Annotated in this window: 29 protein-coding genes; 3 read left to right on the forward strand and 26 right to left on the reverse strand. The window is 39.2% G+C overall.

Features of this window, described 5'->3' with window-relative positions:
- Nucleotide 1: 1 nt before the first annotated feature.
- The 8 genes from ccoN to MLC52_RS11255 all read right to left on the reverse strand — a co-directional run bounded on the left by ccoN (nucleotide 2) and on the right by MLC52_RS11255 (nucleotide 7645).
- A complete protein-coding gene (ccoN, locus tag MLC52_RS11220) occupies nucleotides 2-1495 on the reverse strand; it encodes a cytochrome-c oxidase, cbb3-type subunit I (RefSeq protein ID WP_346389730.1) in 1494 nt (497 codons plus the stop codon).
- 213 nt (nucleotides 1496-1708) lie between these two features.
- Complete coding sequence (gene carA, locus MLC52_RS11225; RefSeq protein ID WP_346389731.1) at nucleotides 1709-2848, reverse strand: glutamine-hydrolyzing carbamoyl-phosphate synthase small subunit; 1140 nt, start codon at nucleotides 2846-2848, stop codon at nucleotides 1709-1711.
- Between the two features lie 4 nt (nucleotides 2849-2852).
- Nucleotides 2853-3404, reverse strand: coding sequence for a DUF507 family protein (locus MLC52_RS11230; RefSeq protein WP_151899416.1), 552 nt, complete (start codon nucleotides 3402-3404; stop codon nucleotides 2853-2855).
- 41 nt (nucleotides 3405-3445) lie between these two features.
- Nucleotides 3446-3955 (reverse strand): MotE family protein, encoded by a 510-nt coding sequence (locus MLC52_RS11235; RefSeq protein WP_151899415.1) that lies wholly within the window; start codon nucleotides 3953-3955, stop codon nucleotides 3446-3448.
- Nucleotides 3952-4380, reverse strand: a complete 429-nt coding sequence (locus MLC52_RS11240) for a flagellar export protein FliJ (protein ID WP_434580503.1) — start codon at nucleotides 4378-4380, stop codon at nucleotides 3952-3954. Before MLC52_RS11240 ends, MLC52_RS11235 begins: the two co-directional genes overlap by 4 nt.
- A 9-nt stretch (nucleotides 4381-4389) precedes the next feature.
- Nucleotides 4390-5649 (reverse strand): adenylosuccinate synthase, encoded by a 1260-nt coding sequence (locus MLC52_RS11245; protein ID WP_434580505.1) that lies wholly within the window; start codon nucleotides 5647-5649, stop codon nucleotides 4390-4392.
- Between the two features lie 19 nt (nucleotides 5650-5668).
- The gene (locus tag MLC52_RS11250; RefSeq protein ID WP_151899412.1) at nucleotides 5669-6517 is read right to left on the reverse strand and encodes an ATP phosphoribosyltransferase regulatory subunit; all 849 of its coding nucleotides are present in this window, start codon (nucleotides 6515-6517) and stop codon (nucleotides 5669-5671) included.
- Nucleotides 6518-7645, reverse strand: coding sequence for a pyridoxal-phosphate-dependent aminotransferase family protein (locus MLC52_RS11255; protein ID WP_434580507.1), 1128 nt, complete (start codon nucleotides 7643-7645; stop codon nucleotides 6518-6520). It lies immediately after the preceding gene.
- Between the two features lie 90 nt (nucleotides 7646-7735).
- On the opposite strand from MLC52_RS11255, the gene MLC52_RS11260 reads away from it, so the two are divergent.
- On the forward strand, nucleotides 7736-8506 hold the full coding sequence (locus tag MLC52_RS11260) for an undecaprenyl-diphosphate phosphatase (protein WP_434580509.1): 771 nt from the start codon (nucleotides 7736-7738) through the stop codon (nucleotides 8504-8506).
- A 145-nt stretch (nucleotides 8507-8651) separates the two neighbouring features.
- Here the strand turns inward: MLC52_RS11260 and rdgB are convergent, their stop codons facing one another.
- Complete coding sequence (gene rdgB / locus MLC52_RS11265; RefSeq protein WP_434580511.1) at nucleotides 8652-9242, reverse strand: RdgB/HAM1 family non-canonical purine NTP pyrophosphatase; 591 nt, start codon at nucleotides 9240-9242, stop codon at nucleotides 8652-8654.
- Nucleotides 9243-9353: 111 nt separating this feature from the next.
- Between rdgB and MLC52_RS11270 the strand changes: the two genes are divergently transcribed.
- Both MLC52_RS11270 and MLC52_RS11275 read left to right on the forward strand, forming a co-directional pair.
- Nucleotides 9354-10679 (forward strand): MFS transporter, encoded by a 1326-nt coding sequence (locus tag MLC52_RS11270; protein ID WP_434580513.1) that lies wholly within the window; start codon nucleotides 9354-9356, stop codon nucleotides 10677-10679.
- A gap of 65 nt (nucleotides 10680-10744) precedes the next feature.
- On the forward strand, nucleotides 10745-11191 hold the full coding sequence (locus MLC52_RS11275) for a hypothetical protein (RefSeq protein WP_151899407.1): 447 nt from the start codon (nucleotides 10745-10747) through the stop codon (nucleotides 11189-11191).
- On the opposite strand, the gene nosD is transcribed toward MLC52_RS11275, so the two are convergent.
- The 17 genes from nosD to MLC52_RS11360 all read right to left on the reverse strand — a co-directional run bounded on the left by nosD (nucleotide 11172) and on the right by MLC52_RS11360 (nucleotide 25798).
- Nucleotides 11172-12380, reverse strand: coding sequence for a nitrous oxide reductase family maturation protein NosD (nosD, locus tag MLC52_RS11280; RefSeq protein ID WP_151899406.1), 1209 nt, complete (start codon nucleotides 12378-12380; stop codon nucleotides 11172-11174). The genes MLC52_RS11275 and nosD overlap by 20 nt on opposite strands.
- A 19-nt stretch (nucleotides 12381-12399) precedes the next feature.
- Nucleotides 12400-12924: a PAS domain-containing protein gene (locus MLC52_RS11285; protein WP_151899405.1), complete on the reverse strand. Its 525-nt coding sequence runs from the start codon at nucleotides 12922-12924 to the stop codon at nucleotides 12400-12402.
- Between the two features lie 9 nt (nucleotides 12925-12933).
- Nucleotides 12934-13401 (reverse strand): nitrous oxide reductase accessory protein NosL, encoded by a 468-nt coding sequence (locus MLC52_RS11290; RefSeq protein ID WP_434580515.1) that lies wholly within the window; start codon nucleotides 13399-13401, stop codon nucleotides 12934-12936.
- An 8-nt stretch (nucleotides 13402-13409) separates the two neighbouring features.
- The gene (locus MLC52_RS11295; protein WP_151899403.1) at nucleotides 13410-14237 is read right to left on the reverse strand and encodes an ABC transporter permease; all 828 of its coding nucleotides are present in this window, start codon (nucleotides 14235-14237) and stop codon (nucleotides 13410-13412) included.
- Complete coding sequence (locus tag MLC52_RS11300; protein WP_151899402.1) at nucleotides 14238-14876, reverse strand: ABC transporter ATP-binding protein; 639 nt, start codon at nucleotides 14874-14876, stop codon at nucleotides 14238-14240.
- A 3-nt stretch (nucleotides 14877-14879) separates the two neighbouring features.
- Nucleotides 14880-15785, reverse strand: a complete 906-nt coding sequence (locus tag MLC52_RS11305; RefSeq protein WP_151899401.1) for a NapH/MauN family ferredoxin-type protein — start codon at nucleotides 15783-15785, stop codon at nucleotides 14880-14882.
- 2 nt (nucleotides 15786-15787) lie between these two features.
- Nucleotides 15788-16288 carry a c-type cytochrome gene (locus tag MLC52_RS11310; protein ID WP_434580517.1) on the reverse strand — a complete coding sequence of 167 codons (501 nt, stop codon included), beginning with the start codon at nucleotides 16286-16288 and terminating at the stop codon, nucleotides 15788-15790.
- Nucleotides 16285-16899, reverse strand: coding sequence for a c-type cytochrome (locus tag MLC52_RS11315; protein WP_230973289.1), 615 nt, complete (start codon nucleotides 16897-16899; stop codon nucleotides 16285-16287). The genes MLC52_RS11310 and MLC52_RS11315 overlap by 4 nt, the downstream gene beginning before the upstream one ends.
- Nucleotides 16900-16907: 8 nt before the next feature.
- Nucleotides 16908-17651, reverse strand: a complete 744-nt coding sequence (locus MLC52_RS11320) for a 4Fe-4S dicluster domain-containing protein (protein WP_434580519.1) — start codon at nucleotides 17649-17651, stop codon at nucleotides 16908-16910.
- 25 nt (nucleotides 17652-17676) lie between these two features.
- Nucleotides 17677-18891 (reverse strand): nitrous oxide reductase family maturation protein NosD, encoded by a 1215-nt coding sequence (locus tag MLC52_RS11325; RefSeq protein WP_151899398.1) that lies wholly within the window; start codon nucleotides 18889-18891, stop codon nucleotides 17677-17679.
- A gap of 1 nt (nucleotide 18892) precedes the next feature.
- A complete protein-coding gene (locus MLC52_RS11330; RefSeq protein ID WP_151899397.1) occupies nucleotides 18893-19678 on the reverse strand; it encodes a cytochrome C in 786 nt (261 codons plus the stop codon).
- 153 nt (nucleotides 19679-19831) lie between these two features.
- On the reverse strand, nucleotides 19832-22438 hold the full coding sequence (gene nosZ, locus MLC52_RS11335) for a Sec-dependent nitrous-oxide reductase (protein ID WP_434580520.1): 2607 nt from the start codon (nucleotides 22436-22438) through the stop codon (nucleotides 19832-19834).
- A 109-nt stretch (nucleotides 22439-22547) separates the two neighbouring features.
- Nucleotides 22548-23501, reverse strand: coding sequence for a hypothetical protein (locus tag MLC52_RS11340; RefSeq protein ID WP_434580522.1), 954 nt, complete (start codon nucleotides 23499-23501; stop codon nucleotides 22548-22550).
- Nucleotides 23494-24162: a Crp/Fnr family transcriptional regulator gene (locus MLC52_RS11345; protein WP_151899394.1), complete on the reverse strand. Its 669-nt coding sequence runs from the start codon at nucleotides 24160-24162 to the stop codon at nucleotides 23494-23496. The genes MLC52_RS11340 and MLC52_RS11345 overlap by 8 nt, the downstream gene beginning before the upstream one ends.
- A gap of 7 nt (nucleotides 24163-24169) precedes the next feature.
- The gene (locus MLC52_RS11350) at nucleotides 24170-24619 is read right to left on the reverse strand and encodes a hypothetical protein (RefSeq protein ID WP_434580524.1); all 450 of its coding nucleotides are present in this window, start codon (nucleotides 24617-24619) and stop codon (nucleotides 24170-24172) included.
- Nucleotides 24620-24690: 71 nt separating this feature from the next.
- Nucleotides 24691-25296: a YeeE/YedE thiosulfate transporter family protein gene (locus MLC52_RS11355; RefSeq protein ID WP_230973288.1), complete on the reverse strand. Its 606-nt coding sequence runs from the start codon at nucleotides 25294-25296 to the stop codon at nucleotides 24691-24693.
- Nucleotides 25286-25798: a YeeE/YedE thiosulfate transporter family protein gene (locus tag MLC52_RS11360; protein ID WP_346389757.1), complete on the reverse strand. Its 513-nt coding sequence runs from the start codon at nucleotides 25796-25798 to the stop codon at nucleotides 25286-25288. Before MLC52_RS11360 ends, MLC52_RS11355 begins: the two co-directional genes overlap by 11 nt.
- Between the last annotated feature and the right edge of the window lie 71 nt (nucleotides 25799-25869).

The following is a 25869-nucleotide window of genomic DNA, read 5'->3' on the forward strand; positions in this document are numbered from 1 at the left end:
CTTAAGCGCCCATAGGCGAAGCATTTTGTAATTCAGACTCTTCCACAGGACGAGACGACATAGTTTTGTAAATATTATAAGCAAACATAAAGAAACCGATAAGATATAACAATCCACCTGTACCGCGAAGTGCGTAGTATGGATGCAATACATCAACAGTATCCATAAATGAATATGCCAGGTTTCCAAACTCATCGTGAGCACGCCACATCATACCCTGTGTAATACCTGCAATCCACATAGAAGTAAAGTAAAGAACGATACCTAAAGTTTGAATCCAGAATTGTGCAGCCATAAGACTTTTAGAATACAGTTCACGTTTGAATACACGCGGAGCCATATGGTAAAGCGCAGCAATAATCATAAATCCGACCCAACCAAGAGTACCGTCATGTACGTGACCGACAATCCAGTCAGTAAAGTGTGCAATAGCATTAACAGATTTAATCGCCTGGATAGGACCTTCTAGTGTAGAGAACATATAGAAAGTTGAAGCAAGAACCATAAACTTAATCAATGGAGATGCTGCAACCTGTTGCCATTCACCCTTCATTGTCAAAAGCATATTGATCGCTGAACCCCAAGACGGTAAAATCAAGACTACTGAGAAGATAGAACCCATAGTTTGCATCCAGTCAGGAACAGTTGAATAAAGAAGGTGGTGACCACCTGCCCAAAGATAAACAAACATTAAACCCCAAAATGATAGTAAAGACAATTTGTATGAATAAATCGCCTGTCCGGACTCTTTTGGTAAAAAGTAGTAAATCATAGCAATAATAGGCACTGTAAATACAAATGCAACCGCATTGTGTCCATACCACCACTGTACAAGCGCATCATTTGTACCTGCATACATTGAAATTGAATGGAACCAATCACCAATGTTTGTCTCACCTGCAGCAGAAGTTGCCAGCATTGTAGGTATTTCCATATTGTTAAAAAGATACAACATAGCCACACCTAAGAATGTAGCAATATAATACCATACAGAGATATATAAACTTTTCTCACGGCGAATACCGATAAGACCAAAAATACTTACACCCCACAGTACCCATACAACAACAATGGCAATGTCAATAGGCCATTCAAATTCTGCATACTCTTTTGAAGATGTATAGCCCATAAAAAGCGTTACAACTGCTGCTGCAACACCGATAACATATAACCAAAATTGAAGTTTACCGATAAACATCAAAAATTTTGATTCTGCCATAGATACTTTCAGTACCCTCTGACCAACATAAAACCAAGTAGCAAAAATACCACTTACTGTAAAACCAAATGCAACACTGTCTGTGTGCAATGGACGAAGACGACTAAAGTTTGTATATTCAGCCAAACCAGCACCAAAGATTGTATTCAATCCCGGGAATGCAAGTTCAAATGCAATAAATACACCGATGGTCATGCCAACAATTCCTAAAACAATTGTTGTCAACATGAACATCTTTGCAACCGTATAGTCGTACTCTAATGGACGATTCTCCATATATAGCCTCCTTAAGATTCAAAGCAATTAAGTCTTTTAAATGTATAAATACACTCAAAAGACTAATCAACATTTGTATATTAACAATAGATTTGTTTAATCTATCTTAAAAGTGACATAAAAATGACACTTTTTTTAATATCATTCTAAAAGGAAGCAATTAATTAGGAATTATGTGTTTGCTATAAGAAAATTACGAGAAAAGAGAGAGTTTTATCTTCTTATCAAAGATAAAAACTCACTGAATATATAGCGGCTCTCTTTGGGACCGGGGGAAGCTTCCGGGTGATGCTGGACTGAAAATACAGGCGCTTCATGATAACGTAAGCCTTCAATGGTTCCGTCAAAAAGATTTGTATGTGTCACCTCTGCAATCTCTGTAATAGTGTCCGGAACATTATAGTTATGGTTTTGTGCTGTAATCTCAACCAGTCCGGTTTTTTCGTTTTTGACAGGATGGTTGCCGCCGTGATGTCCGAACTTTAATTTAAAAGTATCATACCCGTGAGCAATTGAGAGCAGTTGATGCCCCAGACATATTCCAAACATCGGCACTTTTGCATCTATAAGCTTTTTAATCTGCTCCTGTTCGCGTTTAAGCACCAGAGGATCTCCGGGACCGTTTGACAAAAAGACGCCGTCAATTAATTTTGCATGATATTTTTCTATCAGGTCTTCGGCTATAAAATCATTTGGGATGACTTCTGCCTCGATGCCTGCACTCACAAGTTCATTTAAAATATTACGCTTGACACCAAAGTCAATGACAACGATTTTTGCTTCTGCTTTTGGTGCTTCGTCATACTTGAATGCTCTGTATGAAAAAGTGCTTGAAGTATGCTGATACGGCTCTTTTGTGCTGACCTGTTCTATATAGTTTACATCTTCAATGCGGGGAGCGTTTTGGAGAATCTGTTTCAGCTCTTCTTTGTCGCTTATTTGTGTTGAAGCAACCATCATCATGGAACCTTCGCTTCTGAGCATTTTTGTCAGATAGCGTGTGTCAATATCACAAATACCCATCACACTGTTCTCAATCAAAAAATCATGCAAGGAGTTTTGTGCACGAAAATTTGAATAACGCCCCTGGTATTTTCGCACTATCATTCCCTTGGCATGCGCCTTGGCGCTCTCCATATCCTGCTCATTCACACCGACATTTCCGATCTCCGGCATTGTAAAAGTAACAAACTGTCCGGCATACGAGGGATCACTCATTATCTCCTGATAGCCGCTCATTGAGGTATTAAAAACGATTTCGCCGACCTCTGTTTTGTCTGCACCAAAACTGTTTGCTTCCAAAAAAGTACCGTTCTCCAAATATATCCAGGCTTTTTTCAATGAATAACTCATACGCTTACTCCATTCCTCTTTTCATTAATTCTTCTCTGTAAAGTTTTTCATGCAAGATGTCAAACTCATCTGTTCCGGGAATAAATTTTCTCTTGTACGAACGAATTTTGTCCATTACAGCATCTTCAATTTCCGACGCATCCGCAATAAAAGAAGTAATGGCATTGTAAATAATATTTTTAATACGATTTTCCGTTACTTCAAAATGAATCAAATCTTCTTCATAAAGTTCATCAAGAATTTTGTGCGATATATCCGAGTACCGCTCCTCATAATCCAGAATCACCCCGTATTCGGGAGCCAGTTTTTTCTTAATCATAAAGAAAAGCTGTCTCTCGTCTGCAAGCATAAACTCAATCTCTTCTTCATTGTCCATACAGATCTCATCTACTTTTTTCTCAAGAGCCATCTCCTGCTTGACATTCTCTTCCAATACTTTCTGTGCCTCAAGTGCGACATTTTCAAGCCCTTTTGTCATTGTAACAGCACCGCTTTTGTTTAAATCAACAGCAATTTTATTTGCGATATGGGGAATAGTTTTAAGAGATATTTTCATAGATTCAGCCTGCTTATAAATTAAATTTAAGTATTTTACAATTATTTAGCTAATAGTTGCGTTAACTTTGATGCTTTTTTTGGATCCATCTTGGTTAATATTTTTCCTACTACTTTTGGTTTGAGAGACTGCAAAATAGCCACTGCTTCTATTTCGTCCATGTCCGAGAGTACATTTGCCGCAGCCCCTGCTTTCATTTTTGCAAATGTTTGCGATATTTTATTCATCTTTGTCGATTTCAGCTCTTTGAGAATTTGCGCATCTTTTTCAAGCATTGCTTTTATTTTCTTCTCTTTTTCGCTGATCTGCTCCAGTTTGGCATTCACTTCCTCTTCTTTCAAAGAAAGTTTTGCCTCTTTTTGTTTCAATAACTCTTCAGTAGCCGTTTTCAAGGCATTTAATGCCTGTTTTTGCTCATCTATACGTTCAAGTTCAACCAAAAGTTCATTTTTTCTTTCGTTGAATATTTGTGTGCATTCAAAAAGTTTGTCACTGTTTTGTATCGAAAAAAGTGAAGAGCAGAGAAATGCTGTAAGTAAAAGATATCTCAAGAGGCTTCCTTGCTTTTGTTTGTATAGGTCATTAGAGCAATTTCATCCAAATCTTTTGCCTCTTTGATTTTTATTTTTTTGAGTGCTTTTTTTATCTCTTCATATTCTAAATATTTATACTTTTCATACTCTGTCATGTTTTTTTTCAATGCCTCTTTTGCCTGTTCTACTTCGTTTTTTGCATATTGCAACCATTCCTGGTTATGCTGTATCACGGCTCTTTGTGCATCCAAAAGTGCCCTTCCTGCCATAAATTCTGCTATTTTTCCATGTGAGGGGAGAGAAATTTCCTGCAAAAACACCAGAGAGTCTTCCAGCGCTTTTTTTGCTTTTTGCAGGTTTGTATTTGCCTCTTGCAAAACACGTTCACTCTTTTGCATAATGTTTTTCTTTACATGTACCAAAGAGGTAAAACGTGTTTTCACGGCGTATCCTTATAAAATTATTGTATCTTCTCTTTCCGGTGATGTAGAAATTATACCGACTTTTGTTTTACTTATCTCTTCAATAAGTTTCACATAATCCTGCGCAGATGCCGGCAACTCTTCAAAAGTTCTCACGCCCACTGAATTGTCCCAGCCTTTAAAAGTTTTGTAAACCGGTTTGACATTTTCCAGATCAATCGGTACATAATCTATAGTCTTGCCCTTATATTCATAGGCAACACATACTTTTACCTCATCAAAACCGTCAAGAACATCAAGTTTCATCAGTGCAAGTTCGTCACATCCGTTCAGACGGCTTGCATAACGGGTTGCAACCGCATCAAACCAGCCACAGCGTCTTGCCCGGCCTGTAGTCGTTCCAAACTCATTCCCCTGTTCACCAAGACGTCTACCGGCTTCACCAAGGTCTTCACTCGGAAAAGGCCCGTTGCCTACACGGGTACAGTAGGCTTTTACAATACCTGTCACCTTCCCGATATCTTTGGCATTTAAACCCAGACCTGTACATGCTCCCGCACTTACGGTAGACGAAGAGGTCACATACGGATAGGTTCCGTGGTCAATATCAAGCATTGTTCCCTGTGCACCCTCAAGCAACACACGTTTGCCTTCACTGTCCAGAGCCCGCCATACCATCTGTGTTGTATCCGTAATATAAGGTGCCAACTTTTCTTTATAGCCTTTAAGCTCTGCCAAAAGTTCCTCTTTTTTCGGTGCATGCAGATCCATAACATCAAAAATAGGCTTGTTAAGCGCAAAATAGTCCAAAATAGTCTGACACAACTTCTCAGGATCCAGCAGTTCGCCCACACGATGTCCGATGCGGTTGATTTTGTCAGAGTAGGCAGGTCCTATCCCTTTTCCTGTTGTTCCAATTGCTTTATCGCCTTTGAGCTTCTCTTTTGCCTGGTCAATCTCTGCATGGTATGCAAGATTGAGATGTGCTTTATCTGAAATATAAAGACGTCCCTCAAGATTTTCAAACTGCTCCATCTCTTTGATAATAGAAACAGGAGAGAGAACAACACCGTTACCCACTACATTGATGGCTTTTGGATTCAAAACACCCGAAGGAATGAGATGCAGTGCATATTTGACTCCGTCCACCCAAATCGTATGTCCCGCATTGTGCCCGCCCTGGGAGCGACAAACCATATCATATTCCATTGCAAGTTTATCAACAATCTTGCCTTTGCCTTCGTCTCCCCACTGGATTCCGACAATCACATCTGCTTTATTTGTATACATATTTTCTTTTCCTCTTTTTCTATTGCTCTAATGCTTCACACAAAGTATCTGTATAAATTGCAAACCCTACAGATGTTAAATCTGAATCTTTATATCTTCCGCCCCGTGCATAGACTTCATTGCCTACTATGCATCTGAAAAACAGCTCATCATAATAAAGCATTTTTGCATAATACATTGGTGCCAAAACAGCATTTTCACAGGCAATTTCCGCGCACAGTTCTTTCATCTTCAAGAGTTCTTTTTTGATTGCTTCGGGTACCTTATGAAGCACATCATCTATCTGCTCCACATACTGCAGATAAACAAGTTCGCTCAGCCATTCGACTTTGAGATTCAAAAACTTGTCAATGTTGATATGTCTGAAATCATCTATAGTCAGTTCATCAAACATTGCAACCAGCAACTCGGGTATCTTAATATTGGAAATCTGCATCAGAGGCTTTACATGTAAGCGTTCAAAAATCTCTATTGCCAGTGTTGCCACACAAGAGAGTTTTTTCTCCCCCATAAATTCCACACCGACCTGATACTGTTCGTTTGTCGGGTAGGTAAACACAGGCTGGATATAAAACCACTTTTTCTGTTTCGTATTGCTTCCGAGTCTTTTTTTTATAATGCGTACAACATCTATTGTCGAGTCTGCACGTAAAGAAAGCGCATTGTTCTTTTCATCATTTATACGAATCAGCTCTCTTTGATCTGCAATACTTTGATGCTGATGGTAGGAAAACACAGGAGTTACTATCTCTTCGTAGCCATTTGCATCAAGAATATCACTTGCAGTTTTTTCTATCTGGCGTTTTATCTTGGCGGATTTGCCAAAATAAAGCTTTGAACCATTGGGTATTTCATGTTCAAGTATCATTTATATCTCTTTTTTTTCTAATGCGGTTTTAAAATAAACCTCATTATAAACTTTTGAAGCAATGCCCGCATACTCCAAACGTCCCAAACGGTGCAAGATCAACTCTATCGCATTGACAACCCAGAGAGATTCATGCGGTGCAATCAAGCCCATCTGGTTTATACGGAATATTTTACCTTTTAAATGGTCCTGTCCGCCGGCTACATTTACCCCGTACTCCTCTTTTAAAGCGGAGCGGATTTTTGCCGCATCTTTGTCATCAATGGTTGTCATGCTTTTAGCAGGCACTTTGGGGTAAGAGTGCAGACCTATCGCTTCGAGTGCTGCTCTTGTCGCTTTGGCACGTCTGGCTGTATTGCAATACAGCACGCCGAAACCACCCTCTTTTTTTATTGTCTCCAAAACTTCCAAAAGACCGATAACAAGTGTCGTAGCAGCAGTATAGGCTGTCGTGTTCTGGCGCTGCTTTTTGATTTCGGACGCAAGGTTAAAATAGTAGCCTTTGCCCTCGCCGATTTTATCTATCGCGGCATTGCTGAGTCCGATAATGGCAAGTCCCGGAGGCAGCATAAGTGCTTTTTGACTGCCTGCAATCAACGCATCAATATTTGTCACATCTATACGTTCAACACCGACAGCGGTAATCCCGTCTGCAATAATCATAATATCCGGATTGATTGCCTTGAGCGCCTCTGCTATCTCTTCCACGGGATGTCTCAGTCCGCCCGCACTCTCAGAAATCTGCACAGCCACAGCATCAATGTCGCTGTTGGATTTTACAGCGGCAACAACATCTTCAACACTGACAGGTGTGTCCCACTCATTTTTTATCTCAATATTTTTGAGTCCGTGTGCTTTGGCAATTTTTCCAAAACGCTCGCCGAATTTTCCTGAATTGACACTTAAAAGTGTATTTTTACACAGGTTGACTACTGTTGCTTCCATAGCGCCTGTTCCGCTTGATGCAATCATAACAACTTCATCAGTAGCAAAAAGTTCAAAAAGATGTTTTCGTGTTTTTTCAAAAATAGCTTCAAATTCAGGGGTACGATGGTGCATTGTCTCATCAGCCATGGCATTTCTAACATTTTGCGGTACTGGTGTAGGACCGGGTGTAAAAAGTAACATATGTAATTTCCTGTGAGTTTTAGGTTGTTTAAAAATAAAACCTCGTATTATATCGAAATAAGTTTAAATTTTAAAAAAGAAGGTTCTTTCATGACATTGTCTGACTCTGTTTTACTAGGTATAATTGAAGGTTTTACCGAATTTCTTCCCATATCTTCAACCGGTCATCTGATTGTAGCGAGTCAATTTTTGGGTATAGACCAGACAAATGTCACCAAAGCGTATGAAGTTATCATCCAGTTTGCAGCTATTTTGGCTGTTGTTCTCAACTACAGAGAAAAATTTACATTCAAACATATTTCATTATGGACAAAAGTTTTTCTTGCCTTTTTGCCTATCGGTATTGTCGGTTTCATTTTTTCACACCAGATCAAAGCACTTTTCAGTATCAATATTGTTGCGATTATGTTTATCACAGGCGGAATTATATTTTTGATTGTCGAAAAATTTTATATTCCCAAAGAAAAAAAACTTACAGAAGATGTCGAAGATATTACACTCAGGCAGTCTTTGTGGATTGGTATTGCACAGATTTTTGCTCTCATTCCCGGAACTTCACGTGCGGGAGCAACAATCATCGGGGCCTTACTGGTCGGTTTGAACAGAAAGGCCAGTGCGGAATTCAGTTTTTTGCTTGCTTTTCCCGTAATGAGTGCCGTGAGTGGATATGATCTGCTCAAACATTATCATGAATTTTCTTCTGCAAACATCGAAGCTTTGGCGGTCGGCTTTGTTGTTGCTTTTGTTGTTGCCTATCTGACAATCAAGCTCTTTTTGAAATTTTTGGAAAAATTCACCTTTGTTGCCTTTGGTGTATACAGAATTCTTTTTGGTGTGATACTTTTAACGCTATTTAACTAATGGTACACTTTTTGCTGAGTCTCTCCTGTGAGACATTTTAAATCTATAAGGAGATATCATGCAAAGAATCAGCCGATACAGCGATCACTTACATGTATTGCTCAGTAAATTAGAAAAAACATTCTATCTGGCAAGCCGTAAATTCTTATAAGCTTTTTAAAATTTTACCCGCCAGTTTTAAAGCCTGGGAGCGGTGAGAAAGCTCTTTTTTGACTTTTTCATCCAACTCGCCCAGTGTTTTTTCATACCCCAGCGGTACAAACATCGGGTCATATCCAAAACCGCCTTCCCCTTTTGCCTCAGTAATCACCTCTCCGTGCATCCATCCGTGTACTGTTTTTTCAATGCCTTTTGTTACAATGGCAATGGCTGCCGTATAATGTGCAGGAGAGTTCGTCACACCTTTTGCTTTGATATCCTGCATAAGCTTGTGCAGGTTCTCTTTGTCATCTGCTCCTTCTCCTCCGTATCTGGCACTGTAAATTCCCGGTGCACCTTCAAGCACATCCACACTTATGCCACTGTCATCAGCCAGTACAATTGCATTTTCATTACCCAAAGCCTTATAAACCGCACGTGCTTTAATCAGTGCATTCTCCTGAAAAGTATCGGCATCTTCTATAATTTCAAAAGCATCGATTAAATCTGTATAGGGCACTACTTCATATTCACTGCAAAGTTCTTTGATCTCTCTGACTTTTCCCTTGTTTGATGTTGCTAAAACCAGTTGTTTCAATTTCTTTCCTTAAATTATCTTTTAAATTATATTATTTATCTTTTGCAAATCAATTATAAATAATAGTTGCTCTATAATTACAAAATTATACACTAAAACAAAAGGATTTTTATGTTCAAAAAAGTTTTACCACTCTCCAGTATTCTTTTTCTCAGATTTTTAGGACTTTTTCTCGTTTTACCGGTTCTTTCCGTTTATGCTCTTGACCTGGAAGGGGCCACACCTTTTCTTGTCGGTGTTGTTGTCGGTGGCTATGCCCTGACACAGGCTGTTTTTCAGGTTCCTTTTGGAAGCATGAGTGATAAAATCGGAAGAAAACCGACGATACTCTTCGGTCTGATCATCTTTTTGGTCGGTTCGCTTATCTGTGCCTACTCAACAGATATATATACCTTGATGTTTGGGCGTTTTTTGCAGGGAGCCGGCGCTATCGGTTCTGTTGTCACTGCTATGATTGCCGATTTGGTTGAAGAGAAGCAGCGCGGCCATGCAATGGCAATCATGGGCGGGTTTATCGCTATGAGTTTTGCTGCTGCTATGGCACTCGGTCCGGTTATCGCCGCAGAATTCGGTATCAGTGTTATCTTCGTTATTACGGCGATCTTGTCACTTGTTGCCATTGTTATTCTATTTGTCAAAGTACCGACACCGCCAAAAATAAAACACATTTACCATGGAAAAACAAAAACGGCAGATATTTTAAAAGACCCGAACCTTCTCAGTATGATTATTATCAATGCAATGCAAAAAGGTCTGATGACTGCCGCATTTGTCATTATTCCCGTCTTTTTGACCAAGCCGGAATACGGTTTTGGCTGGGAAAAGAGTGATCTGTGGATGGTCTATGTGCCTGCAATGATCGCAGGACTTATTGCGATGGGACCGGCTGCTGTATTTGGAGAAAAAAGAAATATTCCAAAACAGATATTTTTGCTTTCTATTGTGTTGTTTATCGCTTCATTTGTGATGATGGGAACAACAACTTCAAGTGCCGTATTTATCACTGCCGTTATCTTCTTTTTTGTGGCCTTTAATATGATGGAACCGCTTGTGCAGTCTATGATCAGCAAGTTTGCCAAAGTACACCAAAAAGGTGCCGCTTTGGGTATAGCAAACTCTGCGGCATATTTTGCAACCTTTTTGGGCGGTACCTTTGCCGGACTCTATCTTGATGTCAGCTCCAGAGAGACTTTGGGACTCACCATCGGTGCCATTGGTCTTTTATGGCTTCTGTGGACACTCTTGAAAATGAAAAATCCTACAAGATATTCTCATTTGATTATTCCACAAAATGAAGTCGACTTTGATAAACTCAATGCCCTGGAAAGCGAACATATTGCAGAGTGGTTCATCAATGAAACAGAGCATGTCGTCGTCATAAAATATGCAACGGAAAAACTCGAAGAAGAGACTCTCAAAGCGCAGATAATTAAATAATACTTGACATATATCATCTTCTAAAGAACAGGAATAAGTTAGAATAATCAAAAAGGGATTTGCCTATGCGATTATTCTTCTTGTCAGTCACGCTTGTTTTGGGCCTGCTGAGTATAACCGGATGTGAAAAAAAGTCTGCCGTACAGGCCCACGAAGTCCATTTTGACAGAGATATGTGTGCACGCTGTGCAATGGTTGTCAGTGACCGGAAAAACACGGTCCAGGTCATCAACCCCTCAAACGGAAAATATTACCCCTTTGATGATATTGGCTGCATGGTTCTTTGGTTTCATGATGAACAGATTCCCTGGAAGGACAAAGCTGTTATCTGGGTGACAGATGCAAAAACAGGAAAATGGATTAATGCAAGAACTGCCTACTATGACACTGAAAACATTACCCCAATGGCATACGGATTTTCTGCTCATGCTTCCAAAAATGATATAGCAAAAGATCAGGAGATTATAGATTTCAATGAAGTGCTCAGACGTGTCAAAAAGATCGGAAGATAGGTTTTTTGTCCTCCATAATTAAATCCGGCTCGATAAAAGGAGCAAGTTTGAGCAAAAAATCAAGCAGACTCATCACCGGAGCCGCGTAAAAGAACTTGACTTTGTTGTTCTCCTGCCACAGCAGATCAGCATGCTGGTAGACACGGTAGGGTGTATCGCCTATACCGTCACTGTTTGCATCAAAACCGTCATACCTGTCCCAGTAATTATACTCCACAACATTGGAAGCATCAAAATCACCTCCGATATCCTTGAGCACATCATCAATATTTCCAAAAAATTTATTATGTACAATCATGTTGTCTCTGATAGAGGCGTGAAAATGCAGTGCTTCGGCATTATAGGCTATTTCATTGTTTTTAAAAAAGCGTTTCATTCCCCGCGCTTTTTCAGCCCCTTGAATATAAATACCTTTTGCGTTATAACGCACACTGTTGCCTGTAAATACAAAATTGGAAACACTGCCTATCATCACGCCGATTCCGGCTGCTCCTGTTGAACTGTAAATTTTATTTGCAATAACCTGCGTATCTTTTGCACCCATAAACATCATGCCCACAGAATTATACATGTAGCTGTTGTTTTTAAATATATTTGCATTACTGAGTTCGAGATGTGTTGCAAACCTGTTATGTGCAAATTTATTTTTCTGAAAAAGATTATGATGCGAATAGCGCAGTGTCACATCCCGTGCATCATGAATGTTGTTTGCTTCAATGGTGTTGTAGTGCGAATAGTACAGCTTCAAAGCATTTCCGCGCAAGGCAATATCATTTTTTGCAACAGTGATATCATTTTGCAAAACCAAAGAGTTTTGCACCATATCCATGTCAATTCCATACAATACATTTTTCAGTGTACAGTGGCTGATTTCACAGTACTTTACCTGTTTCAGGCTAATTGCTGCATCAATAGAGCGCATGTTTTTTCCGCTGTTTGTGATAATTATGTTTTTTAAACGTACATGTGCGCTTTGTATCCTGACAACAGAACCTCTTCCTTCTCCCCTGATTTCAACCTGATTGCCAACCCCGATAATTGTCAGCGGTTTCTTAATAAGAATATTTCCATGATAAATACCGTTTTGAAGCTTAATGACGGCACCCGCGGATGCCTGATCAACAGCTTCCTGCAAGGAGTTTGCAAAAAGAGAGGAGATAAAAATTACAAAAAGTATGAGGAATTTCATTCTGTTTTGTACCTCAACATCAGTAAAACTTGTGAATCTCTTCCATAATATCTGCAAATTCTATTGTTTCGCCTTTTTCTTTTAAAAACGAGATAAGATATTTTTCGCTTGCTGCAAGACCCTCTTTTTTCTCTATTTCCAAAAGTCTGGCATACAGGTCCGCTATGATTTCAATAACATGCCTTGATATGGTCTTTCGTGAAGCATGATACCCTATGATTTTCCCGGTGTCTGTGTCTTTTCTGATTTCAAATTCGGTAAATATCCAATAGTAGCGCCCGTCTTTTGCCAGATTTTTCACAACAGCATTAATGTTTTTTCCCTGTTTTATCGTCTCCCATAACAGTTTAAATACTACTTTTGGCATATCCGGATGGCGCACAATACTGTGAGGCTGTCCCAACAGTTCTTCTTCCGTATACCCTGAAACTTCCTGAAAATAATCATTGGCATAAGTGATCTTTCCTTTTTCGTCTGTTTCACTGACGATGTATCGTTTCGGATCCAGCTGAATCTCTTCATCTATTGGTGTCGGTTTTGTCATTTTTTCCTCCTACAGGCTGTCGTTGAGCCAGTTGATAAGTCCTCTGTTAATCTCTCTGAATCCGAGAATGCGTTTTCCCTTGTGCCTTTTTGCAAACTCTTCCGCTCTTTTATATGAGTCAAAAGGCACCAGGTCATCACCCGAAGGAGAGGTCGTATCACTTCCGTACACATAAAAGGCACCTTTGGCTTTGATAGGTTCTGCCGTTGCAAAATCAGTCACATAGATGTTTTTGAAATCACTCTCCTGTTTTATGCCGTATTCAGGCCATGCGGCAGGCCGAAAATAAAATTCAAACATGGATTTTGGAGAAACAAAAAATATTTTCTTTCCGCTTGCCAGTTCTATCTTCGCGACCCATGTCGGATATTTGTAGACTTTCATCTGTCTTATCAGCCCTGTCGTATTTTTGTCATAATTCATCTCATACGAAAACAACAGTGTTGCAAACAGGACCATACTCATAATTTTTTTCATAACAGCTCCTAGACCAAATCTTTTTTCTCAAATATTTTATATCCAAGATACGCAAACCCAATCCCCAAAACAAGAGGATACCCAATAGCAAGCAGTACAAAAGTTGTCTGACTTACAGAGTCAAGTATATAATAGGCAACCGGGCCCATCACTGTCAACTGTGGATCAAACAGTGATATGGCTGCCACCCGGAAAATCTCCATAGGGTTTAACAGTGCTATGGTGATAATCAAACCTTCACTAAAACGCTCCTGCATCATCAGTGATATAAGGGCAATGTCTATAAATGCCAGTAAAAATATCCAAATAAAAAATGCGATACCCAAAGCCACTTCGGATGATTTTACAAAAGAGGAGATAAAAAAAGCAATGCCCAGAAATGTGGCACTCATCGCAAACAAAAGCCCGGTATACAAAAAGAAAATACCCCAGGGAATTTCGGCTCCCTTAAAAGCACCGTAGACAACGGCAATCACCATCGCAAAAACAACAGGCAGATAGACGGTAATAAAGCGCCCGATAATCTTCCCCCAGTAATACTGCTTTAAAGAGATAGGAAAAGAGAGCATATACTCCAAAATATGACTGTCTCTGTCCCCCGAGATGGAACGAACCGTAGTAATCAAAATAAATATAGGCAAAATAACAATTGTTATCTGAATATACATTAACAGCAGACGGCTCAGCCCGCTGAATCCCATTACCTGCGATTCCGTCACCCCTGCTATAAAAAACAGGGCAATCAGACCGCCAAACACAAGGGAATAGACTAAAAACCATTTCGCCCGGATTGACTCTTTTAAATCCAAGTATGCAATTAAATATAAATTTTTCATTTAAAATCTCTCATCTGATACAATTTTTCCCATATCCATATAGATCTGCCTGTTGACCAACTCTCTTACCTCTTCAAGCCTGTGCGTTACAAAGAGCAAAACTTTCTCCTGCTCATTTTGCCTGAGCAGTCTGTAAAAATCATCTCTGGCTTTTGGATCAAGGTTTGCCGTCGGTTCATCATATATGATAATGTCACTCTTCTTTGCCAAAGAGATTGCGATAAGAAGTTTCTGTTTCATTCCTCCGCTGAGTTTGAAAAATGATTTGTTCAAATTGGCATTTATGTCGAGTTTCATTTCATTCGCATAATGTTTCACCAACTCTTTGTCCACCTCGGCACTCACACAGACATACTGTATCAGTTCGTCAATACTGAGCTTGATAGGCGGAGGAAGCTGCGGCACAAAACTGATATGGGACAAAACATCGACTCTCTTTTTTACAGGATTCAATCCGTTAATCAGCACCTCTCCGGCATCAGGATGGTAATATCCCAAAATCGAACGGATGAGTGTTGTTTTTCCTGCACCGTTTGCGCCCATAAGTGCTATGGATTCGTTTTTCCTAAATTCACAGCTGACATTGTCAAGGGAAATATTCTGTCCGAATTTTTTTGTTACATGGGATATCTGAATCATAATTTACACCAAACTTTTTAATCGAAAATCGAAATTGAGCGCATCTTCATGGCAAACATCTATACATCTTCCGCATAAAGTACAGTCCGCACCCGTAATGTACTCTCTTGTGATGCCTTCTTCTTCTCTCTGTTTGTCATATTTTGCCTTTGTGATTTCCAAAACCTGATTTTCAAAACAGACATCATGACAGACCATACAGTGGTCACAGTTGTCATTCCATTCAACACGCAATGCGGAGACTTTTCCTATCATACCATAGGTTGTGCCTATCGGACAGATATATGTACACCAGGCCCGGCGTGAAAAAAAGACCTCAAAAGCCAGCACCACCAAAACCCAGACAAGTGCCAGACTCCAGCCGTACGCAATTGCACGGGAGAGTATTCCCACGACATTAAATGTTTCAAAAACAAGATAGCCGCTTGTAAATGAGAGTATAAGAAAAATTACCCAAAAAGCATAACGGATTCGATGATCAAACCTTCTCTCTTTTATAATTTTTTTATGCACCAGCGTATCATGCCACTTTTCCCCTATTTCGCTCAATATTCCATAAGGACAGACCCAGGCACAATAGCTCCTGCCCCCAACCAAAATATAAAACAGCACAATCGTACTCACACCGATAATGATGTTTATATGCAGATGGTGCTCTGCCATCAGCATCTCTAAAGTTGTAAAAGGATCAATCAGGTGAAAGCCCAAAAAACGCGAACCGTTTAATGTTCCTTCAAGCATTTGAATATCCACAGCAAAAGATAAAAAGAACATCAGATGAATTACTATAACAAGAATCCATCTTTTGGCTCTGTAACTCAGAACCTTTTTCCCCTCTTTTGTCGTGTTATAGAATGTTGACCAGAAAGTTGTTCTTTTTATCGTCTCTCTATTATGATACTTATCCATTTTTATTCCTGTTTCACTGTTTGTGCTCTTGCCGGAAACTCACCTATTTCATTGGCAAACCTGCGTAAATCCTCTTGTGTCATATGAATTAAAAGCCCTTTCATTACCAGGTTTTCTTTTCTTCCCGATTTAAAGTCTTCAAGTTTTTTATAAATTGTTTCCGCACTTTGGCCAAAGAGCTTCGGTCCCATCAGTTTTTTCCCGTACTGCATACCGCTGCCGTCTACACCGTGACAGGAAGCACATTTGCTTTTGTACGCATCACTTACTTTAAAACCTGCAACATTGCCGGCCTTCTCTCGCAATGCACTTAATGCTTCGTTCTCTTTTTCTCTGTCACTCTTTTCCTGTGGTTGGCTCTCTTGCACAGCAGCTGTTCTGTTGCCGATATCTGCAATAATTTTTCCGTGTTCGCCTCCGTTGTATGCACCTCCGTTCATAGCCGTCCACGCCATCAGTCCAAAAATTACAAGTGTTAAGATTCCTACAATTATATTTTTCATTCTCTGCCCCTCATCTTGTTAATCTCTTTATTAAAGGCATATATTTCATCTGCCATAGCTCTAATCTGTTCGTCACTCATCATCTGGATAAGGTCATTCATCAAAGGATTGGACTTCTTTCCGGTTTTAAAATCCTGAATTCTATTGTATATATAGTCCGCTTTTCTCTCCAGAAGCGACGGCCCGATAACCCCGTTTGCATAATCATTGTGACAAGGTGCACATCTGACGATAAAGTTTTTGCTTAGTTTTTTTACCAGCATCGTGACCTGAATCTGTTCATAGGGGCTGCGTACATGTAAATTGGCATCAATGTCAGTACGCTTTTTTGTATTGACTTCCTGCACACTCTCTTTCTCTCCGTAATCATAATAAAACGAGTTATTCTGTGTTTTTCCATTCTCCTGCCGGGCCACTTTCACCGCATGCGCATTTTTATTTTCAACTATTTCAATCTTTGGACTGCTCTTTTGATTTTTAGCAGACAGAGATTGCTCTTTTTGTGATCTGTCCTCTTTTGAGTCACTGCATGCGCTTAAAAGTGTCAGCAAGACCAACGACGAAGTAAGAACAAAACCCTTCATACTCTTTTTTCTTTTATCTGTTTTCATGGGATTTCCTATGTTGTTTTTTCATAATACTGTTCGTATGTTACTCTTGGTTTGACGACTATCGACGGTTTTTGCGTCGGGCAGACCTCTTGACAGGCTCCGCATCCTATACACCCGTCATATATTTCAGGGCGCTTCCCTCCCTGCGCATCCGGAACCATAGCGATGGCACTTAAAGGATTGGGAACCGGGCACATATCGGCACACAGCGTACACTCTTTTCCCTCATACCCGTCAAATTTTTCAAGAAGCTGCAATTCCTGACTTGTCACATTGTTGACAGAGGCGGTAAAGGCTTTCATCTTGTCATTGTAGCCTTTTGGTACCGGAGTATTTGTCATTGCCAGACAGGTATCGGGAAATTCCAGTACGGCAACTCCCATCTGAATATCTTCGGGTTTTGAGCAACTGTGGTCCAAAGCACCGCTTGGACAGGCCAGCACACAGGGAACGGCATCACAGGCATAACATCCCCGGATATTTGCATCTATGTAAGGCGTCCCCTCGCCTGCTCCCTTGGCAATATCTGCCAGTTTTATAGAGTGGTACGGGCACACCTGCAGACACTGCCCGCATTTAATGCATAAACCTAAAAACTCTTTTTCAGGAACCGCCCCCGGCGGACGAAGCCGATTCTCTTTTGCCTGCAAATACGGGCTCAAAACAATACCGCCTCCCAGAACCAGTCCCAAAACACCCAATGTAGAGTACTTTATAAATTCTCTTCTGTCTGTTTTTACTTGCTTTGCCATAGTGTTCCTTTTTTGTTAACTTGAGTCATAATGGTTTTACCACTCTTGGTTTCTTGTCTTCCATCAAAAAAAGCGGTTTCGTAAAAGGTGCCAGTTTTGCCAAAAAATTAAGAAGTGAGATAACCGGTGAAGCATAAAAAAATTTCACATTAGAGTTATAAACCCACAGTTGGTCAGCATACTGATACACTTTATGCGGTGTATCGCCTATGCCGTCGTGATTTTTATCAAAACCTTCATATTTGTCCCAGTAATTTCCCGATATTTCATTTTCGTTTGTCTTGCTGCCTCTGCTGTCATTGACAATATCCTCTATATTTCCCTGTATGATATTGTTTTTAATAATATTATTCTCACTCAGGGAGTGAAAATGCATTGCCTCGGCATTGTATAAAATCTTATTGCCCACTATTGTATTGTGTGTTCCCGGCTCAAAAGGGGATCTGTCTATATAAAGTCCCTGCGCACAGTAGATGACCGTATTGTCTTTTATCGTAAAATTGGATGCATCTTTTAAGCCTATGCCCATTCCTGTGGCACCCTGAGAGCTTTTAATCACATTGCCCACGGCTATGGAGTCTTGCGAATACATAAAAAATATACCCACAGAATTGAGCTCGTAATAATTGTTTTTTATAATGTTTTTCCCCGCATACATAAAATGCAAAGAGTATCTGCCGTCTTTTCCAAAGTTCTCCTCAATCAGATTTCCGTGGGAGTACCAGACAACCATATCCCGTGATTTGATCAGTCTGTTGCCCCGGACAATATTGTCATTGGAATACCACAGCTTTAAGCCATCTCCTCTAAGCCCCAAAGCAAAAGGTTTTGAACTGATGGTATTGTTTTGAATGATAGAATTGTCGACCATTTGCAGATCTATGCCAAACAGACAGTTTTTGATTGTACAGTTGCTTATCTCGCACTGTTTGGACTCACTCATTGCAATAGCCGCATCAACATTCTCATGCCTGTCACCGCTGTTGATGATCGTCAGATTTCTTAATGTCACATACGAGCTTTTGCTTGTTATGACCGTTCCGTTATTCTCTCCGTCAATAATCACACCTGCTTCCTGCCCTATGATTGAGAGCGGTTTGTTAATGACAACAGAGCCTTTGTATATACCTTTTGGGAGTTTCAGAATTGAGCCTGCAGGAGCTTTGTCTATAGCCTCTTGCAGAATATTTGCATTTAATCCGTTACAATACAAAAGCAATACAAATATTCTTAGAAGCATTTTATTTCTCTTCCATCTCTTTAAAAGCTTTCTGTTTTGCGAAAAAAGCCAAAATACTGAAAAAACTGATAAGCAACAGCATGTAAAAACCAATGGTTGGGTAGGAGTGTGTTGTAAACTGTGCTATTTTTCCGTCACCAAACACAGTCGGCATAAAAGGCTTGATTTTAAAAGCACCCCAGTCATGCAGACTGTGCCCAAAATGATACAGCCAGTAGGAGTAATCAGCTATAAAGATAAGCGGCAGTGCGGCAGGAATCAGCATAATGTAATTAAAGATTTTTTTATCATAGGCAATAAACAAAATAATTCCCAAAGAAAGAAATAAAAGAGCATAAATTCCGATTGCACGTTCTATATGACCGCCTGCCCACATAGGGTCCATACCCACATAGTGGTTGATTGTGTTCATTTCATGTACTTCTCCACTGTATCCGTCAAAATGGAAAAAGACAGGTATCCCTTCCGGAAATGCCTCTTTCGGATAATTTGGAGCTTCGAGAGAAACCGCCCAGATAGGCAGAGATGCCGGACCGATTTCAGCCCCTTCTTCTATCATCTTCTCTAAATTGTTTCTGGCGTCTTTAGGTGTTGCAACGCTTTTATATCTTCCTTTGTTGTATAGATTCCATACACTTTTACTGACCGATGAGACTTCATTTGCCTTCCCTTCTTCTATTTTATTCAAGGTTCCGTGAAAAGCTATCATTGGCAGTGTAAATGAAAATGTTAAAATCAGTAAAGCTATTGTGGCAAATATTTTGGCTTTTATGAGACTTGGATGCATATTTTATTCCTTTACTATAAGTGATTATAAACTTAAATATAGACTTAGTTAATTGTATCTAATTGTTTGGGGTAAATTTAATGATATATATCAATTTTTCATTGTGGAGGAGGAAAAAAAGCATTCCTCCTCCCTGTTGACATACTGTTGTGTTTAAAACAGATTTGCATTCTCATCGACCCATTTCAGGTATTCAATGATATTTTTGACTTCTTTTTCATTCATATGCTGATTCGGCATTTTTAGATTAAAGTAATCTATCATACTTTTCACATACGGATCATCATATTTGGATGCAGGATCCATAATGAAGTCTTTGACCCATTTCTCAGCATTTTCATGACGGAGTAAAACACCTGTGAGGTCTGGCCCAGAAGATACTTTACCGATAACATGACAACCGCCACATCCGCCTTCGCCAAATGCCCGTTCACCGGCAGCAGCAGCAGGAGACTGTTTTGTTGCAACTTTTTTCACTAACAAATCTTTGGCACGGATACCGACATCTGCCGTCTTGACCATATACTGCCAAATCATATTTTCAAAAAGAATTGCTTTTTCATAGTCGCCTTTTTTGACGGCTTCATCCGCTTTTTTCTTTTGTTCCGGAATTTTTCCATACTGGTCAAGTGCATCTTCTACAAGTGCTTTGACTGTAGGATATTTTTCGTAATGATTTTCTTTTAGGAACTTGACAACAGACTGAATAACCGCATCTGTTGCATTGTTCACAGCTACAGTCTTTTCATACTCGGCTTTCAACTCGGCTTTTGACATTTTTTTCATTTTAAGCTTTTGTGCGCTGACATATTTTTTGTTTGGATCTTTGACCATCAGATAACCCATCATTTCTAAGTGAAGGGCAGAACAAAACTCTGTACAGTAGTAAGGGAAGACACCCTCTCTGTCCGCTTTGAATTTAAGTTCTACAGTCTCTCCCGGTTCCAATGATCCGTGTACATTGTAGTTATCTACTGTAAAACCGTGTGTCTCATCTTCTGCTCTTTCAAGATTTGTCAGATAAAAGATTACAGTATCTCCTTTGTTCACAGTAACCCGTTCAGGATTAATATGGGAACGGACCAATGTACCGTAAATATATACTTTATTGCCTTTTCTTACAATTCTTTCCTGTCCTGCAAGTGTTTTTCCCACATGCATTTTACCCGTTTTCGGATTTGTACCCATTTTGTAGCGTACTTCAGGATGCAGTTTACTCGCACGAATTGCAACTGCCTGGTGTGGTTCACCCAACGGAATCGGCATATCATACAAAAGGTCCATTTTTCTGCCTCTGATATCAATCAGCTGGTGATTTTGCGGATGCAGAGGACCAACCGGATTAAATCTGTCAATAGCAAGTTTGTTCAAAGAAATTACATATTTTCCCTGCGGATCAGCCGATTTTCCTTCCATACTGCACAGGTGTCCAACATTATAATGCACATTGACTTTGTCAAGGACTTTCAGTGTTTTGTAGTTCCATTTTACAATTTGTGAATCCACATAAAGTGACGTATAGATTTCACCGTCTTTCCAGTTTTTGCCATACTGGTTGTGCAATGGCCCAAGACCCAACTCTACCTGACCGTGTAAAGATTTTTTCATATCCAAAATAGGAATCCCGTAAGGATCTTTTCCTGCATATTCATGGTTATCAATCAGTTTTTTGATTTTACTCCATTTAAAAACAGAAGCATGTGTATCAAGTTTTCCACAGATAGTGATGTATTCACCATCAGGAGAGACATCAACACCGTGCGGAGATTTCGGTTCAGGAATTAAAAACAGTGCATTGTTGGCAACTGCCACACTCATAGGAATAACCTTCATTCCGTTGACAACTTTTACATTTTTTTTGTTTTTAGAAAGCTGGTAGAGTTTTTTCCAGTTGTATACATGTAAAAAGTCAGTATCATTTCTTGACATTCCTGCCTCAAACGGTGGCATTCCGACTTCTATACCGCCTGTGTACATCTCTGTATTGAAAGAGTTTGTAAAACCCCATCCAAAAGAGGCGCCTTTTCCGGCATCACTCAAATCCTGCATATAAGGAGGCATCTCAATCGTAAATGAATCTTTTGGTTTGATACGACCGATTTTTGGATCAAAACTCCATACAGTCACACCGCCCCGATATGTCTCTTTGTACTCTTCTATCGGGTGATAGTTATTGTCATACGGCGCAGCGTACTGACATGCTTCTAAAATATGTTTTGAGTTTGGCGTAAAGAAAGAGCCGCCGTGTTCTGATTTGAAAACAGGATTCACAACAATCTGTTTGGTTTCAAAATCATTTAAATCAATTACAGCCAGACGAGGATTTGCCTTATCGTTGATAATAAGCCATTTTCCGTCATACACCCCTTTTGTCTCAGAGAGTGCCGGGTGGTGCGTATCTCCCCAGGTGATTGATTTTCCCCGGATTTTTCCTTGTGCCAGGATTTTTTTGGAATCCTCGTCATATCCGTAGCCTTGCCATGGTTCCGGCGTAAATACGGCAATATATTTTAATATTTTCATAGATGGAACACCGTAGACAATTATCTGTCCGGACTGTCCACCAGAACTAAATACAATAAATTCATCTCTGCCACCGCTTGGTGTGTATGTTTTTGCAGCATGAATAATATCGTTTTCCGTAAGTCCCCTTGCCTTCATTACTTTTTGCAGTTCACCGCCGATAGCTGCCGACGCAACAGTCGCCATCAGTGAAGTGCCTAAAATAAGTGAAGTCAGCTTACTTAAATGAGTAGCCATTGTATTCTCCTTTTTTCTTTCATTTTGAGAAATTTTCCCAAATGATAGAAAAATCTTAATACACAAAGGCATCTAATAATTTGACCTTGGTCAAATTATTCAATTAGTTTTATTTTTTAAAGTTGTCCAAATGTATTTTCAGAGAATGGAGTTTCTGCAGAGATGTAGTGAGTTCTTCCAAAGATTCGATAAGGATATCCTCTTTTTTTACCAAATTTTTGTCAAGTCTGTTTTCTTCATCCATCACAGCAATTAATTCCAGCAAATTCTCTATACTTTTTTCTGTCTCTTCGAGTGATTTAGAAGCAGCCTGGATGGACTTGCTCGAATTTTCAATTGATTTGTCTATCTTTTGAACAAGAAAATTAAAAGCATCCGCTGCCTGTGTCACATCAGCAATACTGCTCTTTTCTTCTATCGGCTCCACACCAAGTACCGTTGATTTTTGCACAATTTTTTTAGAAGTATGGAGAAATTTCTGAATAAATCCAAGCAAAGATTTTAATTGGGAAAAAAGGTATAAAAGCAAAAGAAGCAAAACAACAAACAGCGTAACTTGAATAGTTTTATTTTTATGCTGCAGTGTGTCAAAATATTTTTTATGCATTTTTATCAGTTTGTTGAATTCTACTACAAGCTGCAGATTTGTATCATAGATATCTTTGACCAGTTTGTCAATTACAATGTTTGTATAACCGTTGTGTATCCGGGAGGCATCTCTGAATTTTTGCACAAGCAGATAAAAGTTATTCCACAGGGAAATAATTTTTTCCGACTCCTGTTTGATATCTTTTGAAAATATCTTATCGAGTATCTCATCTTTGTTGTTCATATTTTCAACAAAAGACTGTATATATTTGTCCAACTCTTCTACTGAAGCATCTTTGTTTTTATACATAAAAAAGATATTTTTCGCAATCTCCTGTGTAAATGCTTTTTGTTCATTAATCACTTTCAAAAGTCGCAAATTTGCTTCATTATGCGCAGCAATATGTTTGGAGTACAGGGCAAGCACTATGGAAAGAAAAAAAATCAATGCCCCTAGAAATTTTATTTTAGTCATCAATTTTATCCTTGTATATATTTTGCAAACCTCTTTGACTGATGATTTTTACCTGCCCGTGTATTATATCAATAATATTGTTTCGTTTTAATCTGTTAAGAACACGTGAAAGTGTTGCCGGCTGAATATGCAGCATCAGGGATATCTCATGGCGCTTGAGTTTGTTAAACATTTGCAAATCATCATAAAGCATCATGCTGACCTTCGAAACAGCATCAAAGATAAATTCCCGATTGATTAAAGATTGTAATTGTAATGATCTTTTTACAATCTCACCCGTAAATTCCTTTTGCAACAGATGTGTTTCTAAAAAATACTTCTTGAATTTTTGATAATTTATACTTAAAACCTGGGAATCTTCAATCAGCTGAATATTTGAAAAGGACCGGAGTTTTTCAGCATCAGTATCCGAAATCTCCGATATCATTGAATCTGCATATATGTAGTGCAGCACAACTTCATTATTGTGTTTGTCAATTTTATAGGCTTTTGCCATACCCTCGCACAGAAAAAACAGTTCATTACACTCTTCATTTTCATACTGAAGCATATACTCTTTTTTATAATGATGCAGCAAGGATATGGATGCAAGTCGCTCCAGGTCTTCATCTTCCAAAGAGGAAAAAAAATTCTGAGACCGTATGATATTTTTAATCGGCATAAGAGACTTATCGACTGATTAGATTCGGGCATTTCTCTTGAGTGATTTTAAACCTGAACAATACCCTGCCTGTTTTTTCGCTTTTGTAAACATAAAGAGTATCAATTCCGGCAAGCAAAAATTTTTCTGAAGTTTTACAGACACCTGTCGTGATTGCTTTTTGCATTCTGCTGTGGTCTTCTTTTTGAACAGTTGCATCACTTTTTTTGCCGGTATCGATAACAAATGTATATACCAGCATGTTCTTGTCATTAATGATACTTGTGACAGTAGTATATCTGTCGACTTTTTGAGGCAGTGTTTTGGACATCTCTTTTGCCGCGAGCGCAGCAATTTGAATATTTTGTTTTTTCAATTCTTCTAAAGGAAATTCCTGTGTATCCAATTCTGGTGTTTGCGCTATTGCAAACTGGAATAAAACTCCAAACAGTATTGCTATTCTCTGTATCTGCTGCATATCTATTTCCTTTTTTAAGGAATATTATACAGAAGAAAATCCGGTGAAAAGATGATATTTATCAATAAATATTATTCTTGCAGCTGTTGCAGATCCGCTTCATCAAACTCTTGGCGAAGAGGAATAACAATACTCACAATAATAAGAACAATACCAAAAATAAAGACACTTAAATTTTCATGTCCCTGAAAGTAGGATACCAAGGTTGTTTTTCCAAGACTCTCACCCATGATTTTTTTAAAAAAATCGAAATAAACAGTAAAGACCAGCCCGCCGAATATTCCGCCGATGGCTCCCACAAGAACATCAATGCGCCCTTCTGCAATAGATACGGGACCGGTTCCCGGACATTTTCCCAGTATTGCCATAGAAATACCAAAAATCGTACCGCCTATAATCAGTCCGCCTAAGATGATCGGCTTTGGATGGTACGATGCATATCCCGCTTCCACCATAAAATAGAGTCCTATAGAGGCTAAACCTATTGCCAAAAAGAGCATTTTAGGCACCACTGTATCTCTGAGCATTGCAAAACCGGCAATTTTTTCAAACTTGTCCACCCTGCTGTACTGAATCAGTACACCAAACACAAGCCCTATCATAAAAACGACAAATACCGAACCGTGGGATTCATTGGAGACAGTCGTAAACATGTTTAAGATTCTATCAAACATCATTTGCCTCACTTTTATAAAATACTTTTCCTGTAATAATCAGACTTAAAAGAACTACTCCGCCAAAAATCATACTGCTTATAGCCGTCTGTGCCATCCCGCTTAAAAAATGCCCGCTTGTACATCCGCCTGCCAGGCGCGCACCTATTATAAGAAAAAAACCGCTGACAAAACTCCAAACAAGCCGTGATATGACTGAAGAGTTTTTATATTTTTTCCAGCCTGTGGGCATAATACTCAAACGAAAAGTTTTTGTGACAAAGACAGAGGTCAAAAAACCGCCTGTCAGAGCACCCAAAAGCATTACCCCTTCCCAGGCACCGGCAAAATGTACCTCTTTGAGATAAGGGTATTTTTCGGGACTTAAATCAAAAAGTATCCCTGCGAAATAAGGCACATAGGTTGATGCTCCAAAAGGCCTGTTTGCTCCAAATACTGAAAATGTAAACAGTACCAATAACGCCATTAAGATTCCGGCTAACCACCACGGCATACGTCTAATCATAATAATCCTTATATAATAAATTACATGTAATTATAATACTATTTTTGTTAATTGATTGTTATCTTACTGAT

Source organism: Sulfurimonas sp. NW15, from assembly GCF_051132285.1.
Taxonomy (GTDB): domain Bacteria; phylum Campylobacterota; class Campylobacteria; order Campylobacterales; family Sulfurimonadaceae; genus Sulfurimonas; species Sulfurimonas hydrogeniphila.

Bases quoted from the DNA above. Each gene is read 5' to 3' on its own strand.
- ccoN (WP_346389730.1), bottom strand. From the start codon at position 1,495: ATGGAGAATCGTCCATTAGAGTACGACTATACGGTTGCAAAGATGTTC.
- carA (WP_346389731.1), bottom strand. From the start codon at position 2,848: ATGAGTTATTCATTGAAAAAAGCCTGGATATATTTGGAGAACGGTACT.
- MLC52_RS11230 (WP_151899416.1), bottom strand. From the start codon at position 3,404: ATGAAAATATCTCTTAAAACTATTCCCCATATCGCAAATAAAATTGCT.
- MLC52_RS11245 (WP_434580505.1), bottom strand. From the start codon at position 5,649: ATGTATACAAATAAAGCAGATGTGATTGTCGGAATCCAGTGGGGAGAC.
- MLC52_RS11250 (WP_151899412.1), bottom strand. From the start codon at position 6,517: ATGATACTTGAACATGAAATACCCAATGGTTCAAAGCTTTATTTTGGC.
- MLC52_RS11255 (WP_434580507.1), bottom strand. From the start codon at position 7,645: ATGTTACTTTTTACACCCGGTCCTACACCAGTACCGCAAAATGTTAGA.
- MLC52_RS11260 (WP_434580509.1), top strand. From the start codon at position 7,736: ATGACATTGTCTGACTCTGTTTTACTAGGTATAATTGAAGGTTTTACC.
- MLC52_RS11270 (WP_434580513.1), top strand. From the start codon at position 9,354: ATGTTCAAAAAAGTTTTACCACTCTCCAGTATTCTTTTTCTCAGATTT.
- MLC52_RS11275 (WP_151899407.1), top strand. From the start codon at position 10,745: ATGCGATTATTCTTCTTGTCAGTCACGCTTGTTTTGGGCCTGCTGAGT.
- nosD (WP_151899406.1), bottom strand. From the start codon at position 12,380: ATGAAATTCCTCATACTTTTTGTAATTTTTATCTCCTCTCTTTTTGCA.
- MLC52_RS11285 (WP_151899405.1), bottom strand. From the start codon at position 12,924: ATGACAAAACCGACACCAATAGATGAAGAGATTCAGCTGGATCCGAAA.
- MLC52_RS11290 (WP_434580515.1), bottom strand. From the start codon at position 13,401: ATGAAAAAAATTATGAGTATGGTCCTGTTTGCAACACTGTTGTTTTCG.
- MLC52_RS11295 (WP_151899403.1), bottom strand. From the start codon at position 14,237: ATGAAAAATTTATATTTAATTGCATACTTGGATTTAAAAGAGTCAATC.
- MLC52_RS11300 (WP_151899402.1), bottom strand. From the start codon at position 14,876: ATGATTCAGATATCCCATGTAACAAAAAAATTCGGACAGAATATTTCC.
- MLC52_RS11305 (WP_151899401.1), bottom strand. From the start codon at position 15,785: ATGGATAAGTATCATAATAGAGAGACGATAAAAAGAACAACTTTCTGG.
- MLC52_RS11310 (WP_434580517.1), bottom strand. From the start codon at position 16,288: ATGAAAAATATAATTGTAGGAATCTTAACACTTGTAATTTTTGGACTG.
- MLC52_RS11315 (WP_230973289.1), bottom strand. From the start codon at position 16,899: ATGAAAACAGATAAAAGAAAAAAGAGTATGAAGGGTTTTGTTCTTACT.
- MLC52_RS11320 (WP_434580519.1), bottom strand. From the start codon at position 17,651: ATGGCAAAGCAAGTAAAAACAGACAGAAGAGAATTTATAAAGTACTCT.
- MLC52_RS11325 (WP_151899398.1), bottom strand. From the start codon at position 18,891: ATGCTTCTAAGAATATTTGTATTGCTTTTGTATTGTAACGGATTAAAT.
- MLC52_RS11330 (WP_151899397.1), bottom strand. From the start codon at position 19,678: ATGCATCCAAGTCTCATAAAAGCCAAAATATTTGCCACAATAGCTTTA.
- nosZ (WP_434580520.1), bottom strand. From the start codon at position 22,438: ATGGCTACTCATTTAAGTAAGCTGACTTCACTTATTTTAGGCACTTCA.
- MLC52_RS11340 (WP_434580522.1), bottom strand. From the start codon at position 23,501: ATGACTAAAATAAAATTTCTAGGGGCATTGATTTTTTTTCTTTCCATA.
- MLC52_RS11345 (WP_151899394.1), bottom strand. From the start codon at position 24,162: ATGCCGATTAAAAATATCATACGGTCTCAGAATTTTTTTTCCTCTTTG.
- MLC52_RS11350 (WP_434580524.1), bottom strand. From the start codon at position 24,619: ATGCAGCAGATACAGAGAATAGCAATACTGTTTGGAGTTTTATTCCAG.
- MLC52_RS11355 (WP_230973288.1), bottom strand. From the start codon at position 25,296: ATGATGTTTGATAGAATCTTAAACATGTTTACGACTGTCTCCAATGAA.
- MLC52_RS11360 (WP_346389757.1), bottom strand. From the start codon at position 25,798: ATGATTAGACGTATGCCGTGGTGGTTAGCCGGAATCTTAATGGCGTTA.